Here is a 15,037-nt window from a genome sequence, read left to right on the forward strand (position 1 = left end):
GACGCGCCGTCAGACATCGCTCGACCGGCGCAACCCCGATCCGGACCGGCGCCGGGGCGCGGCCGCCTCCGCGTCCGCGTGCGAGCGCACCGCCACCCCCGACGACACCAGCAACAGCACCCCCAGCATCACGAACGGCGCCGCCACCCCCGCGACCCCGGCCACCAGCCCCGCGGCGGCGGGCGCGGCGACCTGGCCCAGCCGGTTGCCGGTGAGACGCAGGGCGAGGGCGGTGGAACGGGCGCCGTCGGGCGCCGCCTGGACGACGGTCGTCATCGACAACGGCTGCCCGACGCCGAGGCAGAAGCCGAGCAACGCGAGGATCAGGGCCAGCCCCGGGACCGGCACCGGCAGCGCGATCGCGGCGCACAGCAGAGCCGCCAGCAGACAGGTGACGGTGAGCAGCACGGTCCGGCCGAGCACCCGCAACAGAGGGGTGAGGACGAGCCGGCAGGCTATGGAGGCGGCCGCGCGGACGCTGAGCAGGACGCCGATGACGGACGGCGCGATGCCCCGGTGCTCGCCGACCACCGGCAGGTAGGCGGTGAGGATGTCGGTCGCCGACAGCACGGACAGGCTGACGAGGATGCCGACCGGGACGCCCCGGGCGTGCAGGATGCGGCCGACGGGGACGCGTTCACCCGTGTCCGTACGGAACCCGGGCCCGGCGTCGCGGTGTTCGATGCGCCACAGCGAGGTGAACGCGACCGCACAGCCGACGCCCGCGACGAACAGGGCGAGGGCGCTGCCGGCCGCCATGTCGGCACCGCCGATCAGCGCGCCGGCCGCGATCGGGCCGACCAACTGGCCCAGGGAGGCGCCGATGGTGAAGTGGCCGAAATTGCGGTCCTGTTCGTGCGGCGCGGACTGCCGGGCGACGATCGACTGGGAGCCGATGACGAAGCAGAGATGACCGAAGCCCATCACCCCGCTCCACAGGGCCATCGTCCACAGGGAGCCGGCGACACCGCTCAGCACACAGCCGCCGGAGATCAGGACCACGCCGACGGGCAGCAGCGGCGCGCAGCGGCCGTGGTCGGTGCGCCGGCCGAGCGGTACTGCGGCGAAGAGCGGGAGCAGCGCGTACACACCCGCGATGACGCCGATCGCCCGTTCGTCCGCGCCCAGTGCGAGGGCCCGGTAGGAGACGGCGGGCCTGGCCATCGACACCGCCCCCTGCGCGAAGCCGAAGGCGATGACGAGACGGAGCAGCCAGCCGCGATTCCTGCCGGGCCTCACGAGTTCCTCCATGACGCGGTTCAGATGATCCCGAACAGGATGCCCGCGCCGAGGATCGCCAGACAGGTGAGGGCGGCCCACTTGACCACGAACCTGGTGTGGTCGCCGAACTCGACCTTCGCCATGCCGACGAGGACGTAGACGGCCGGGACGAGCGGGCTCGACATGTGCAGGGGCTGCCCGACGAGGGAGGCGCGGGCCATCTCCAGCGGCGAGACGCCGTGCGCCGCGCCGGCCTCCGCAAGGACCGGCAGGACGCCGAAGTAGAAGCCGTCGTTGGACATGAAGTACGTGAGCGGGAGGCTCAGGACGCCGGTGACGAGGGCCATGTGCGGGCCCATGCCCGCGGGGATGACGTCCACCATCCAGGTGGCCATGTGGTCGACCATGCCGGTGCCCTGGAGGACGCCGGTGAAGACGGCGGCGGCGAAGACCATGCCGGAGACGTTGAGGACGTTGTCGGCGTGAGCCGCCAACCGGGCCCTCTGGTCCGGGATGTGCGGGAAGTTGACGGTGAGGGCGAGCGCGGCGCCGAGCAGGAACAGCACCGGGATCGGCATCCACTCCATGATCATGGAGGTGAGCAGCGCGACCGTGAGCAGCGCGTTGAACCAGTACAGCCGGGGGCGCAGGGTGGCCCGGTGCGGGTCGAGGCCCTGGAAGTCGTCGTCCTCGTCCTCCTCGTCGGCGAAGCCGGTTCCGTCCTGAGCGGCCGCGTCGGCGCCGGAGCCGGAACCGCCGGTGCGGGCAGGGGACTTGGCGTCGCCGGAGCCGGAAGATCCGGTGCGGACAGGGGTTTTCGCGTCGCCGGAGCCGCCGGCGCCCACCAGGACCGTCTCGGTCTCCTCGACCAGCACCTCGTCCAGCGTCAGCGTGCCGAGCCGGGCGCGCTCGCGGCGGCCGAGGACGTAGGAGAGGGCGATGACGAAGAGCAGGCCGACGGCCAGGGCCGGGATCATCGGCACGAAGATGTCGCTGGCGTCGAGCTTCAGCGCGGTGGCGGCACGGGCGGTCGGGCCGCCCCAGGGCAGCGTGTTCATCACGCCGTTGGCCATCGCCGCGACACCGGTCATCACGACCAGGCTCATCTTCAGGCGCTTGTACAGCGGGTACATCGCCGAGACGGTGATCATGAAGGTGGTGGAGCCGTCGCCGTCGAGGGAGACGATCGCGGCGAGCAGCGCCGTTCCGACGACGATGCGGAGCGGGTCGGCCTTGCAGAACTTCAGGATGCCCCGCACGATCGGGTCGAAGAGGCCGACGTCGATCATCACACCGAAGTAGACGATCGCGAACATGAGCATCGCCGCCGTGGGGGCGAGGCTGGTGACGCCGTCGATGACGTAGTCACCGAGCTTGGCGCCCTTCCCGACGAAGACGCAGAACAGTGCCGGGATCAACACGAGCGCCGCGATCGGCGACATCTTCTTCAGCATGATCAGGACCAGGAAGGTCGCGATCATGGCGAAGCCGAGGATGGTCAGCATGAGTGGATACCTAACGTTCGCCCTTGAACATCCCACCTGGGGGTCGGCGGTGGGTTGACGTTAGGTCCGTTCAAACGGTGTTAACAAGACGTTGACGTGCGAGCAATAAGCGCAAAACTCCAGGTCACAGCTTTGCTCAGGTCAGTGGGTCGCTATGGGGGCAATGTCGACCGGCACACCGTTGAGCACCGCGTTGCCCGACAGCGGGTCCAGCAGGCTGCCGTCGAGGAGCTGGTTGACGTTGACGCCGGGGTCGGCGGCGGCATGGCTGAGGCGGGTGCCGGGGCGGTCGTGACCCCAGCCGTGCGGCAGACTGACCACGCCCCGGCGCACGCCGTCGGTGACCTCGGCCGGTGCGGTCACCTCTCCCCCGGCGCCCTTCACCCGGACCGGCGCGCCGTCCCGCACACCGAGCCGTTCGGCGTCCTCGGGGTGGATGTGCAGGGTGCAGCGGTTGGTGCCGCCGGTGAGCGCGGGGACGTTGTGCATCCAGCTGTTGTTGGACCGCAGATGACGCCGCCCGACCAGGACGAACTCGTCGGGCCGGCGCCGCAGTGCCTCCCGCAGCCGCGGGAGATCGTCGACGATCGGCTGCGGCAGCAGCTCGATCCGCCCGCTGCGCGTCTTCAGCGGCTGCGGCAGACGCGGACGCAGCGGCCCGAGGTCGATGCCGTGCGGATGGGCGAGCAGCCGGGCGAGGGAGAGTCCGTCCGGGCGGGTGCCGAAGCCGTCGCCGTAGGGGCCTAGGCGCAGCATCATGTCGAGGCGGCGCTCGGGGCCGGTCTCGCCGGTGAGCTGTGCGGCGAGTTCGCGCGGGTCACGGCCGTGCACGGGCGAGTGCGGCTCCGTCACGGCCTTGCCGAGGGTCTGGCCGACGACCAGGTCGTCCACCGCGGACGGGTCGGCGCCGTGCATCCCGGTGGCGGCCAGGATCAGCCGGGCGAGGATCTCGGTCTCGGCCATCCGGCCGGGCTCGAGCGGGACGGCCGGGCGGCTGTAGCGGACCTGGTTGCGCACCGCGAGGGTGTTGAAGGCGAAGTCGTGGTGGGGACTCTGCGAGGGCGGCGGCGGGGGCAGCACCACGTCGGCGTGGCGGGAGGTCTCGTTCAGGTAGGGGTCGACGCTGACCATGAAGCCGAGGGAGCCGAGCGCCTTGTCGAGCCGGTCGCCGTCCGGGGCGGAGAGGACGGGGTTGGCGGCCACGACGACCAGCGCGCGGATCGGCTCCCCCTCCGCCGTCGCGGTGTCGATCTCCTCGGCGAGCGCCGACAGCGGCAGTTCGCCCTTGGCCTCCGGGTGCCGGCTCACCCGGGAGTGCCAGCGCGCGAGCCGGAACCCGTGGCCGGGACCGGCCGGCCGGGGCGTGCGGTCGGTGGCGGCCTGCGGGAAGAGCGCGCCGCCGGGCCGGTCGAGGTTGCCGGTGAGGATGTTGAGGACGTCCACGAGCCAGCTGGCGAGGGTGCCGTGGGGGACCGTGCAGCTGCCGATGCGGCCGTAGACGGCGGCGGTGGGGGCGGCGGCGAGTTCGCGGGCCAGCGTGCGGATGAGCGAGGCGTCCACGTCACAGGCGGCGCTCACCGCCTCGGGCGTGAAGTCCCTCACCGCTTCCGCGAGTTCCTCGAGACCTTCGAGGTGCGGGGCGGCCTCGCCCGGGTCGACGAGGAGTTCCTCGAAGAGCACCTGGGCCATGGCGGCGAGAAGCAGCGCGTCGGCGCCCGGCCGGATCGCGATGTGCCGGTCGGCGAGCTTCGCGGTACGGGTGCGGCGCGGGTCGATGACCGTGAGGGTGCCACCGCGGGCCTTCAGCGCCTTGAGCTTGCCGGGGAAGTCGGCGGCGGTGCACAGACTGCCGTTGGACTCCAGGGGGTTGGCGCCGATGAGCAGAAGGTGGTCGGTGTGGTCCAGGTCCGGCACCGGTATCGCGTTGGCGTCGCCGTACAGCAGTCCGCTGGAGACGTGTTTGGGCATCTGGTCGACCGTGGAGGCGGTGAAGAGGCTGCGGGTGCCGAGGCCGGCGATCAGGACGGTCGGATAGAGCGCGCCGGCCATGGTGTGCACGTTGGGGTTGCCGAGGACGACTCCCACGGAGTGCGCCCCGTACCGCTCGACGACCGGCCGGATCCCGGCGGCCACGGCGTCGAAGGCCTCCTCCCAGGTGGCCTCGCGCAGCTCGCCGTCCCGGCGCACCAGGGGCGTCCGCAGCCGGTCGGGGTCGCCGTCGACGGCGCCGAAGGAGGCGCCCTTGGGGCAGATGAAGCCCTTGCTGAACACGTCCTCCCGGTCGCCGCGGGCGCCGGTGACCCTCGTCCCCTCGATGGTGAGCGTCAGCCCGCAGGTGGCCTCGCACAACGGGCAGATTCGCAGGGCGGTGCGGGACACGGGTCCTCCTGGGGGCGTGGCGGCGGCGGTGACGCGCGGACTGCCGCCGAGCATACCGACCGGTATGAACGGAGGGGAGGGGTCGCGCGCGGGTCACGGCGGGAACTCGCGAGCGGGCCGGTCAGGCGCCCCGGCCACCGGACGGCCCGGACGGACGGGTGGATGGATGGAGCGGCCGGCCGGCCGGCCGGACGGACGGGACGGACGGACGGGCGGCCGGGCGGCCGGGCGGCCGGGCGGCCGGGCGGGACGGACGGGCGGACGGGCGGACGGGCGGGACGGACGGGCGGACGGGCGGACGGACCGGTCGGCTCAGTCCAGCACCCGTGCCAGATACGCCCGCAGCAGCTCCCGCGCCTCGGCGATCACCTTCGGATCGCCTTCCGGGTCCACTCGGAAGGCCAGCTGGACGAGGGTGTCCGCGGTCTCCACGGCGATCAGGAAGACACGGCGCAGGTCGTCGTCGGGCTCGCGGACGAGATAGTCGGAGAGCAGGTCGGTGAGGCGGTCGGCGACCCGGTGATTGGGTTCCGCGTGCCGGGCGCCGACCGGGATCTGGTTGCCGAAGTCGACGAGGGAGAACCCGGGTGCGGTGTACTTCATGGCCAGGTACTCGTCGAGAACGGCGTCCATGGCGGTCCGCCAGTCCCCCCGGAGCGCCCCCTTCAGCCGCTCGGTGACGCGCTCGGAGTAGCGCTCGAGGTTGCGCTGCGCCAGCGCGTCGGCCATCTGCCGCTTGTTGCCGAAGAAGCGGTAGACGGAGCCGATGGGCACGCCGGCCCGTTCGGCGACGGCCCGGGTGCTCAGGCCGTCGTAGCCGACCTCGTCCAGCAGGTCGGCGCAGGCGTCGAGGATTCTGGTCAGCCGTTCGGCGCTGCGCCGCTGCACGGGCGCGCGACGGAGCGATGTCGCTTGGGGCACGGAGCTCATGATGCCTTTCCGTCGCAGCGGGGTGAACCTCACCCCTCGATACGGAGAAAGATGCCTGATGCACTCGACGCAGGGGTCTTCGGGGAGTCGCCCAGGGGCCGCCCGGGGAGGCGGCTCGGGGTGAACCGCTCAGGGGGAGGGCTCCGACACCGTGATGTAGGCCGTGCTCTCCACCGGCTTGCCGTCCACCGCCCACACCGTGCCGTCGTCCGCGTACAGCCGGGCGGTGACCTGGTGGGTGCCGTGCGGGAGGTAGCCGGCCGGGATGCGGTAGGACGGGGTGCGCAGGTCGGCGACGGGCTGGTCGTCCACGTACAGCCGGGCGGCGCCGCGGCCGTGCGCCGCCCCCGCCTTCGCCGGCGTCGGCGTCGGCGTGAACCGGAAGTTCTCCACCTTCAGGCGGACGTCCCAGCTCCCGTCGGCCTCGGGCTCCACCTCGACACCGACCTCGGGAGCCCCCTTCTTCTCCACCTCGCGGTAGTGCCGCCCTTCGCCGTCCGTGTCCTCCAGTACCTTGCCCACGGGCGAGGGCGAGGGCGAGACCGACGCCGCGGTCGTCGCGTCTCCCCGTTCCCGGGCGTCACCGGTACCGCACCCAGCGGATCCGGTCAGCAGCAGGACACAGACCGCGGGCACGGCGAGGCTTCCGCGCGTCCACGACATGCGGGGGAGCGTAGAACAACGGACCGACACGCGGATCCCCCTGGGGTCTGGTTCCGGCCGTCTTGATCGTCCTCCAGGAGGAGGACCGGCGCACCTCTTGCGCCGGGGAAATCGCAATCCTACGGTGATGCATAGGAATCAGCAGGCGCACCCGCGGGGCGCCGGAGGGAGCGATCATGAGCAGCGGGGACGCACGCAAGAGGGCCGAGGGCCTGACCTATCTCTCGGGGTTCGGCAACGAGCACGCCTCCGAGGCCGTGCCCGGGGCCCTGCCCGACGGCCGCAACTCCCCGCAGCGCGCGCCTCTCGGCCTGTACGCGGAACAACTCAGCGGCACGGCGTTCACCGAGCCGCGCGCCCACAACCGCCGCTCGTGGCTCTACCGGATCCGTCCGTCCGCCGCACACCCGGCGTTCGCCCGCGTCGGCGACGGCGCCCTGCGCACCGGCCCCTTCACGGAGACGGTCCCCGACCCGAACCGGCTGCGCTGGGATCCGCTGCCCGAGCCGTCGGCGGGCACGGATTTCCTCTCCGGCCTGTGGACCCTCGGCGGCAACGGCGATGTCACCCAGCGCACCGGCATGGCCGTGCACCTGTACCACGCGAACGCCACCATGGACCGCGTGTTCAGCGACGCCGACGGCGAGCTGCTGATCGTCCCCGAGCATGGCGGGCTGCTGCTGTGCACGGAGTTCGGCCGGCTGCACGCCGAGCCCGGTGAGGTGGCGCTGATCCCGCGCGGGGTCCGCTTCCGCGTCGAGCTGCTGGACGCCTCGGCCCGCGGCTACGTCTGCGAGAACTACGGCGCCCCCTTCCGCCTCCCCGACCTCGGCCCGATCGGCGCCAACGGCCTGGCCAACCCCCGTGACTTCCGCGCACCGGTCGCCGCGTACGAGGACGTCGAGGGCCCGGTGGAGGTGGTCAGCAAGTACTGCGGCCACCTCTGGAGCGCGACGTACGACCACTCCCCCCTCGACGTGGTCGCCTGGCACGGCAACCATCTGCCGTACGTCTACGACCTGCGCCGGTTCAACGTCATCGGCACCATCTCCTACGACCACCCGGACCCGTCGATCTTCACGGTGCTGACCGCACCGTCCGACACCCCCGGTCTGGCCGGCGTCGACTTCGTGGTCTTCGCCCCGCGCTGGCTGGTCGGCGAGGACACCTTCCGGCCGCCGTACTTCCACCGGAACGTGATGAGCGAGTACATGGGCCTGATCGAGGGCGCCTACGACGCCAAGACGGCCGGAAAGGGGGGCTTCGTGCCGGGCGGCGGTTCGCTGCACAACATGATGTCGGCGCACGGCCCGGACCGGGAGACCTTCGACCGCGCGAGCGCCGCCGAGCTCGGCCCGCAGAAGATCGACGACGGGCTGGCGTTCATGTTCGAGACCCGCTGGCCGCTCACCCTCACCCCGCACGCGGCCCGGGCGGACCACCTCCAGCAGCGCTACGACGATGTCTGGCAGGGCCTCGAACGACACTTCCGTCCGTCCGGCGGAACGTCCGACGGAACATTGCACTGAACGGTGCCGACCGGTACGGATAGCCCGTGACCTCCTTCGCTCCGGACTCGATCGTCCTCACCCGCAAGCTGCCGCTCTGGTACCAGGTGTCGCAGTCGCTGCGCGCCTCGATACTCGGGCGCTCGCCGCACGACCCGCTCCGGTTGCCGACCGAGGAGCAGCTGGCGGGTCACTACGGGGTGAGCGTGCTGACCATGCGACAGGCGCTGAAGGAGCTGGAGGAGGAGGGGCTGATCACCCGGCACCGCCGACGGGGCACGTTCATCGAGCCGAGCGCGCGGCGGGGCACCCCGGTCCGGCTCCTCGGCTCGGTCGACGCGATCGTCGCCCAGCAGTCCGCCATGACCACGGAGCTCCTCGACCACGGCCGCAGGCCGGTCCCGGCGGAAGTCGCCGAGCACTTCCCGGACCTGGCCGAGGTCGCGACGTACCACCGGCTGAGGAGCGACGAGAACACGGGTGAGCCGACCAACCACGCCCGCAACTACGTCCGGCCCGAACTGGCCGCCCGGTTCGATCCCGAGGACCTGGTCCGCCGGCCCATGACGAAGGTGCTGCGGGATCTCGCGGGCGTGCGGATCAGCCGGATCACGGACACGGTCGAGGCCCGGCTCGCGGACCCGGAGACGGCCCAGCTGCTCCTCGTCCCGCTGCTCAGCCCGATCCTGCGCTACACGGGTGTCATCCACGACACCGGCGGGCAGGTCCTCGACGTGGCCGTCATCCACTACCGGGGCGACCGTTTCTCCTTCTCCGTCACGCTCGACGCGACGTGACCGGCGACGGGCGACCCGTCGTACGATGCCCAGCGTGACGCCCGACGACGCTCCGCCGCTGGCCGACCTCATGCCGTGGTCCGTCGCACCGCCGCGGCTCGGCCGGGGGTGGCCGACGGACCCCGACGCGGCTTCCCTGAAAGCCCGCTGGGACGCCCTGGTGAGGGCCGAGGGCCCGCACCGCGAGGCCCTGTTCGAGCCGACGCGCTCACGCACCCTGCACACGGCGGTCGGGCAACTGCCCGGGCACCCCGGCGGCACGGAGAAGCTCGTCCGCGCCTCGGGCCCCTGCCCCGAGCCGGTGCGGGTGCTGGCCGCGCCCTTCGACGAGCACTGGCTCATCCCCGACCACCGGCTGATCGACGCGGCCCGCCCGGAGCTGTGGCGGGTGGCGGACGAGCGCCAGGTCTTCGTGGTGGAGACGCCGTCCCCGCCGGGGCCGCCCCTGCTCGCGACCTCCCTGATCCCGCTGGCGCGCCCCGGCCGGGTCCGCCCGCTGTACCGGCGCCCCGGCGGCGCGGAACCCAACCTGGCGCCGGGCCTGCTGGCGCACCTCGGCCACTCCCCCGATCCGGTGGACTTCCTGGCCTGGACCCTGACCGCCGTCCGCCCCGACCTCACCGTCCCGCTCACCCGGGACCCCGAGCTGTGGGCCCGTGGCGTGGAGCTGGGCCGCCGCGTCCTGTGGCTGCTGCGCCGCGACGGCGACCGGCCCCGGCTCCCCGGCGGCCGCCGCCCCTACGTCCGCGCCCCGCTGCCCAGCCGGCCCCTGACGCTGCACTACGACCGCGACGAGGAGACCCTGCACCTCGACGGCGGCCGGGTGTCCCCGGTCCCGCCGGCCGCCTGGGACTTCACGGCGGGCGGCGTCCGCGTCCTGGAGCAGTGGTTCGCGACCCGGACCGCGGAGCCGGAGCCGGGCACCCTGGCCGCGATCCGCCCGACGACCTGGCCGCAGGCCTGGACCTCCGAACTCCTCGAACTGATCACGGTCTCGGCGCTCTTCGCGCAAGCGCGCGCCCAGCAGGAGGCGTTGACGGTGCCGGACACGATCACGGCGAAGGAGCTGCGCGCGGCGGGCGTCCTGCCGGTCCCCGACCCGGCCCGGCACCCGGCGACGGTCCTCGACCACCACGAGGAGGGCCCGGAGGGCCAGTTCGCCCTGATCTAGCATCCACCCCATGGATCAGAGCCCCCCGCCGTCGCCCGCGCCCCTGGAGGGCCTCACCGTCGTCGCCGTCGAGCAGGCGGTCGCGGCCCCGTTCGCCACCCGGCAGCTCGCCGACCTGGGCGCCCGGGTGATCAAGGTCGAGCGGATCGACGGCGGTGACTTCGCCCGCGGCTACGACACGGCCGCCGCCGGCCTCGCCTCGCACTTCGTGTGGTGCAACCGGGGCAAGGAGTCCATCGCGCTGGACCTCAAGGACCCGCGGGGCCTGGACGTCGTACGGCGGCTGACCGCCGACGCGGACGTGTTCGTGCAGAACCTCGCGCAGGGAGCGGCGGCCCGGCTGGGTCTGGACGCGGCCACCCTGTGCGCGGCGCATCCGCGGCTGGTCGCCGTCGACATCTCCGGGTACGGGGCGAGCGGGCCGTACGCGGACAAGCGGGCCTACGACATGCTCGTGCAGTGCGAGGCGGGGCTGGTGTCGGTGACCGGGACGCCCGAGCAGCCGGTGAAGGCGGGGATCCCTGCGGCGGACATCGCGGCGGCCATGTACGCCTTCTCGGGCGTGCTGGCGGCGCTGGTGCGGCGGGGCACGACCGGACGGGGCGGCCCGGTGGAGGTGTCGATGCTGGAGGCGCTCGCGGAGTGGATGGGGCATCCGCTGCACCACGCGATGCACGGCGGCACCGCCCCGGCCCGCACCGGCCTCGCGCACGCGGTGATCGCGCCCTACGACGCCTACGCCACCGCGGACGGCGGGCGGGTGCTGCTCTCCGTGCAGAACGACCGGGAGTGGCGGCGGCTGGCCGGACAGGTCGTCGGCCGGCCGGGCCTGGGGACGGATCCGGCGTACGCCACGAACGCGGCAAGGGTGGCGAACCGGGAGCGCACGGACGCGCTGGTGGCAGCGGCGCTGGGCGCCTTGGACACCGACGAGGCACTCGCGCGGCTGGAGGGCGCGGGCATCGCGTGCGCACGCCTGAGGGATCTGCACGAGCTGGCGGAGCATCCGCAGCTGGCGGCCCGTGAGCGGTGGCGGGAGGTGGGGACGCCGGTCGGACCGCTGCGGGCGCTGCTGCCCCCGATCACGCTGCCGGGCGGGGCGGAGGCACGGATGGGAGACGTGCCCGCGCTCGGGGAGCACACCGAAGCGCTGCTGCGTGCCGTGGGGATGACGGACGAGGAGATCGCAGCGCTGCGCCGGGACGGTGTGGCCGCCTGAGCGCGGGACTCAGTACGTGAAGACGCGCCGGCCGGTCAGTGCTTGTTGCCTCCGAACAGCGAACGCCGCAGTCGGCGCAGCGGCGCGAAGAGCGAGACGCGGCTCACCCGGGCCCGCGTCGTCTTGGGCCCGTGATCACGCGCGGGCTCACGCGCGGTCAGCTCCCGCATGAGCGAGGTCGCCTCGAGCGTCTCGCGCTGCGGTATGGCGGGGCCCGCCAGCACCGAGAGATGGCGGTCGAGGCGCGAACTGGTCGCACTGCTCCCGCAGGTGATCGCAGGAACCCTCGCCCTGCTGTGCATCGTTATCTGTTCCATGTCACTCCCCACCCGTACGAGTCCACCCGGCCCGGGCAGGGTAACCCTATCGCCCCGTCGAGGCACACATGTATCGAGCTCACGGGATTCACCTTCCCCGTAAGGGGGTTGGCGACTCCTCGCCGATCACTCTCCGAATCCAACCGATTTCAGGGTGAGTTGGACAACCGGCTGAGTAGTGGGCTGAGGTGACCCGCCGTCGGGTTCGACGGTCACAGCGAGTGACGTCGCGGCCTTCTCGAGACCGGTGGCGACCAAGGGCGTGTCGGCGTCGAAGAGCCCGAGGGAGCGCGGTTGCGCGTCGGGGCGCATGAGCCACAGCTGATGCACCTGTCCGGTGGGCAGCGCGCCGTATCCGCTCAGGGTGACCACCGCCTGTCCCTCCGCGGCGGAGGCGACCACTCCGATACTGCGGCCCTGCGCGTCCTTACCGGTGCTCGCCCGCGCGTCGGGAGCCGCGAGAACGTGGGCGATCTCACGCGCCCGGTCGCGCTCGGCGCCGAGTTCGTCCTGGGCGCGGCCCGCCTGGACGGCGAAGAGCGAGGCGACGACGAGGGCCGCCGCGGCGGTGGCCGTGGCGAACGGCACGAACAGCGGGCGGCGCGCGCGGGGGGCTCCCGCACGGCCGAAGGCGTGGGAGGTGCCCCCGGAGCGCCCGGGCGGTGGCTGGGCTCCCCACACGTGCGGCGGCAGTTGGGGCGCGCGGCCCCTCGCCGTCGCGCGGGGGGACTCCTGCGCGGTCCTCTGCACGGCCGCCAGCACCCGGCTGCGCAGGGCGGCCGGTGGCTGCGCGGCCTGGGACCACGCGAGCCGGACGGCGTCCTCGGTGAGCGCCCGCACCTCGGCGGAGCAGCGGTCGCAGCCCGTCAGATGCTTCTCGAAGCGGCGGCGTTCGTCGGGTTCGAGGGCGTCGAGCGCGTAGGGGGCGGCCAGCGAGTGCAGATCCTCGCGGCGGAACAGGCCGAGCACACTCATGCGGCACCTCCCAGGCAGTCGCGCAGCCGCGTGAGTCCGTCACGCATGCGGGTCTTCACCGTGCCCAGCGGCAGCGACAGCCGGTCGGCCACCTCACGGTACGTGTAGCCGTCGTAGTAGGCGAGGGTGACGGACTGGCGCTGGAGCGCGGTCAGCCGGTCGAGGCAGCGGCGGACCAACTGGCGCTCCAGGCCCGCCTCGACCTCCTCGGCGACCTGGTCGAAAGCGGGATCGTGGTAGCGGGACGCCTCACGCTGCTCACGGTCCACCGCCGCGCGGGCGCTGCGCACCCGGTCGACGGCGCGGCGGTGCGCGAGGGTGAGGATCCAGGAGAGGGCGCTGCCACGGCTCGGATCGAAGCGGCCGGCCGAGCGCCAGGTTTCCAGGAGCACCTCCTGGGCGACCTCCTCCGACTGCGCGGGATCCCTGACGACCCGTCGCACGAGCCCGAACACCGGTCCCGACACCAGTCCGTAGAGCTGCTCGAACGCCCGCTGGTCGCCCCCAGCCACGAGCACCATCAGCTCGTCCGCCTCCATGCGGTCCCCCTCCCTGCGGCCGCCGCACCCGGGCCGCCCCGTCACACCAGGCATTCGCAACGAACACACCTCCGGATGGGGGGTACGTATCGAAGCGCCGAAAACGCGGGTGAGCAGGAAAGAAAAAGTTTTTGGGATTCGACCAATCCGATCCCGCCCTTCGCTCCGTATCACTGTCCGTCAGGCAACTTGGCACAGAGGACGGACGGCATGACAGCTTTCTCCAGGAGCGGCAACGGACGCAGGAGCGTCGCGACCCTCGTCTGCGGTGCGTTGGCCGCCGGGGGGCTCGCAGCCGCCGGCGTGGCCACGCTGGTGCCGGGGGCCGCCTACGCCTCCAGCCACCGTGAGGCCCCCCTCATCTCGGGCACCCCGCAGTACGACAACACCGACGTGTACGCCTTCGTCAGCCCGGACCACCCGGACACGACGACGATCGTGGCCAACTGGATCCCCTTCGAGGAGCCGGCCGGCGGTCCCAACTTCTTCCCGTTCGCCGAGGACGCCCAGTACGACCTGCACATCGACAACAACGGTGACGCGAAGGAGGACCTGACCTTCCGCTACACCTTCAAGACGCACACGAAGAACAAGAAGACGTTCCTCTACAACACCGGGGTCGTCGAGAGCCTCGACGACCCCGACCTGAACATCACGCAGACGTACGACCTCGAGCTCATCAAGTCGAAGAAGGGGAAGGTCGAGCACGAGACGAAGATCGCGGACGACGTGCCGGTGGCGCCGTCGAACGTGGGCAAGGCCTCGATGCCGCACTACTCGAAGCTGCGCGACGAGGCGGTCTACAAGCTCTCCAGCGGTGCCAAGACCTTCGCGGGCCAGGCCGACGACCCGTTCTTCCTCGATCTGCGCGTCTTCGACCTGCTGTACGGCGGTGACCTCTCCGAGGTCGGCAACGACACGCTCAAGGGCTACAACGTCAACTCGATCGCGCTGCAGGTCCCGAGCGACATGATCGCCGAGTCGGAGCACCAGCCGATCGTCGGCATCTGGTCGACCACCCAGCGCGAGAACGCCCAGGGCCACTACTCGCAGGTCTCGCGTCTCGGCATGCCGCTGGTCAACGAGGTCGTCAACCCGATCAAGGACAAGGACAAGTTCAACGCGTCCGAGCCCAAGGACGACGGCCAGTTCCTGAAGAACGTCACCAACCCCGAGCTGCCGAAGCTCATAGAGGCGATCTACAAGATCAAGGCGCCGGCCGAGCCGCGCAACGACCTCGTCGACGTGTTCCTGAAGGGCGTCAAGGGCCTCAACCAGCCTCCGTACGTGACGCCGTCGGAGGAGCTGCGCCTCAACACCTCGATCAAGCCGACCGCCAGCCCCAAGCGGCTCGGTGTCCTCGACGGCGACAACGCGGGCTTCCCGAACGGCCGCCGTCTCACCGACGACGTGATCGACGCCTCGCTCCAGGTCGTCGAGGGTGAGCTGGTCGGTGCCAAGAACGACCTGGGCGACGCGGTCGACAAGAACGACAAGTCCTTCGAGAAGTACTTCCCCTACGTGGCCCTGCCCACCGAGGGCTCGCGCGGCGCGACCGCGAAGACCGACGCCGCCACCCGCAGCCAGCTCGGTGACGCCCTCTCCGGCTCGACCGGCGACACCACCCTCATCGCCTCCTCCGCGGGCGCCGGCGCCGCCGGAATCCTGCTGATCGGCGGCGGGCTGATGTGGTGGCGCGGCCGGCGGCGGGCCTACTAGGCCCTCCTCCCGAGCGGGGCCCCCGGGCCCCCTCGCGGACGGGCCGGGGAGAATCCTGCGCTCCCCGGCCCGTCCCACGAACCGGCGCGGCCCG

Annotated in this window: 13 protein-coding genes; 5 read left to right on the forward strand and 8 right to left on the reverse strand. The window is 72.2% G+C overall.

Features of this window, described 5'->3' with window-relative positions:
* Window positions 1-9: 9 nt before the first annotated feature.
* The 5 genes from QF030_RS10835 to QF030_RS10855 all read right to left on the reverse strand — a co-directional run bounded on the left by QF030_RS10835 (window position 10) and on the right by QF030_RS10855 (window position 6,698).
* On the reverse strand, window positions 10-1,239 hold the full coding sequence (locus QF030_RS10835; protein WP_307167536.1) for an MFS transporter: 1,230 nt from the start codon (window positions 1,237-1,239) through the stop codon (window positions 10-12).
* 20 nt (window positions 1,240-1,259) lie between these two features.
* Entirely contained in the window at window positions 1,260-2,726 is a 1,467-nt protein-coding gene (locus tag QF030_RS10840) for a CitMHS family transporter (RefSeq protein WP_307162438.1), read from the reverse strand.
* 141 nt (window positions 2,727-2,867) lie between these two features.
* Window positions 2,868-5,105, reverse strand: coding sequence for a molybdopterin oxidoreductase family protein (locus tag QF030_RS10845; RefSeq protein ID WP_307162439.1), 2,238 nt, complete (start codon window positions 5,103-5,105; stop codon window positions 2,868-2,870).
* Window positions 5,106-5,417: 312 nt separating this feature from the next.
* A complete protein-coding gene (locus QF030_RS10850; RefSeq protein WP_307162440.1) occupies window positions 5,418-6,035 on the reverse strand; it encodes a TetR/AcrR family transcriptional regulator in 618 nt (205 codons plus the stop codon).
* A 129-nt stretch (window positions 6,036-6,164) separates the two neighbouring features.
* Complete coding sequence (locus QF030_RS10855; protein WP_307162441.1) at window positions 6,165-6,698, reverse strand: hypothetical protein; 534 nt, start codon at window positions 6,696-6,698, stop codon at window positions 6,165-6,167.
* 176 nt (window positions 6,699-6,874) lie between these two features.
* Here QF030_RS10855 and hmgA point away from each other — a divergent pair, with 176 nt between their 5' ends.
* From hmgA to QF030_RS10875, 4 genes are read left to right on the forward strand one after another with little or no spacing between them, the layout of a single operon-like run.
* Window positions 6,875-8,227, forward strand: a complete 1,353-nt coding sequence (hmgA, locus tag QF030_RS10860) for a homogentisate 1,2-dioxygenase (protein WP_307162442.1) — start codon at window positions 6,875-6,877, stop codon at window positions 8,225-8,227.
* 26 nt (window positions 8,228-8,253) lie between these two features.
* The gene (locus tag QF030_RS10865; protein ID WP_307162443.1) at window positions 8,254-9,003 is read left to right on the forward strand and encodes a GntR family transcriptional regulator; all 750 of its coding nucleotides are present in this window, start codon (window positions 8,254-8,256) and stop codon (window positions 9,001-9,003) included.
* Window positions 9,004-9,028: 25 nt separating this feature from the next.
* Window positions 9,029-10,174 carry a type ISP restriction/modification enzyme gene (locus QF030_RS10870; RefSeq protein ID WP_307162444.1) on the forward strand — a complete coding sequence of 382 codons (1,146 nt, stop codon included), beginning with the start codon at window positions 9,029-9,031 and terminating at the stop codon, window positions 10,172-10,174.
* A gap of 10 nt (window positions 10,175-10,184) precedes the next feature.
* A complete protein-coding gene (locus QF030_RS10875) occupies window positions 10,185-11,393 on the forward strand; it encodes a CaiB/BaiF CoA transferase family protein (RefSeq protein WP_307162445.1) in 1,209 nt (402 codons plus the stop codon).
* Between the two features lie 35 nt (window positions 11,394-11,428).
* Here QF030_RS10875 and QF030_RS10880 read toward each other — a convergent pair whose 3' ends face one another.
* The 3 genes from QF030_RS10880 to QF030_RS10890 all read right to left on the reverse strand — a co-directional run bounded on the left by QF030_RS10880 (window position 11,429) and on the right by QF030_RS10890 (window position 13,224).
* Window positions 11,429-11,710 (reverse strand): hypothetical protein, encoded by a 282-nt coding sequence (locus QF030_RS10880; RefSeq protein WP_171396336.1) that lies wholly within the window; start codon window positions 11,708-11,710, stop codon window positions 11,429-11,431.
* Window positions 11,711-11,836: 126 nt separating this feature from the next.
* Complete coding sequence (locus tag QF030_RS10885; protein WP_307162446.1) at window positions 11,837-12,685, reverse strand: anti-sigma factor; 849 nt, start codon at window positions 12,683-12,685, stop codon at window positions 11,837-11,839.
* On the reverse strand, window positions 12,682-13,224 hold the full coding sequence (locus QF030_RS10890; protein WP_062647091.1) for a sigma-70 family RNA polymerase sigma factor: 543 nt from the start codon (window positions 13,222-13,224) through the stop codon (window positions 12,682-12,684). The genes QF030_RS10885 and QF030_RS10890 overlap by 4 nt, the downstream gene beginning before the upstream one ends.
* Before the next feature lie 210 nt (window positions 13,225-13,434).
* On the opposite strand from QF030_RS10890, the gene QF030_RS10895 reads away from it, so the two are divergent.
* Complete coding sequence (locus QF030_RS10895) at window positions 13,435-14,943, forward strand: DUF4331 domain-containing protein (RefSeq protein ID WP_307162447.1); 1,509 nt, start codon at window positions 13,435-13,437, stop codon at window positions 14,941-14,943.
* Window positions 14,944-15,037 lie beyond the last annotated feature (94 nt).

Source organism: Streptomyces rishiriensis, assembly GCF_030815485.1.
GTDB lineage: Bacteria > Actinomycetota > Actinomycetes > Streptomycetales > Streptomycetaceae > Streptomyces > Streptomyces rishiriensis_A.

Bases quoted from the DNA above. Each gene is read 5' to 3' on its own strand.
- QF030_RS10870 (WP_307162444.1), top strand. From the start codon at position 9,029: ATGCCCAGCGTGACGCCCGACGACGCTCCGCCGCTGGCCGACCTCATG.
- hmgA (WP_307162442.1), top strand. From the start codon at position 6,875: ATGAGCAGCGGGGACGCACGCAAGAGGGCCGAGGGCCTGACCTATCTC.
- QF030_RS10880 (WP_171396336.1), bottom strand. From the start codon at position 11,710: ATGGAACAGATAACGATGCACAGCAGGGCGAGGGTTCCTGCGATCACC.
- QF030_RS10850 (WP_307162440.1), bottom strand. From the start codon at position 6,035: ATGAGCTCCGTGCCCCAAGCGACATCGCTCCGTCGCGCGCCCGTGCAG.
- QF030_RS10855 (WP_307162441.1), bottom strand. From the start codon at position 6,698: ATGTCGTGGACGCGCGGAAGCCTCGCCGTGCCCGCGGTCTGTGTCCTG.
- QF030_RS10875 (WP_307162445.1), top strand. From the start codon at position 10,185: ATGGATCAGAGCCCCCCGCCGTCGCCCGCGCCCCTGGAGGGCCTCACC.
- QF030_RS10890 (WP_062647091.1), bottom strand. From the start codon at position 13,224: ATGGAGGCGGACGAGCTGATGGTGCTCGTGGCTGGGGGCGACCAGCGG.
- QF030_RS10895 (WP_307162447.1), top strand. From the start codon at position 13,435: ATGACAGCTTTCTCCAGGAGCGGCAACGGACGCAGGAGCGTCGCGACC.
- QF030_RS10885 (WP_307162446.1), bottom strand. From the start codon at position 12,685: ATGAGTGTGCTCGGCCTGTTCCGCCGCGAGGATCTGCACTCGCTGGCC.
- QF030_RS10840 (WP_307162438.1), bottom strand. From the start codon at position 2,726: ATGCTGACCATCCTCGGCTTCGCCATGATCGCGACCTTCCTGGTCCTG.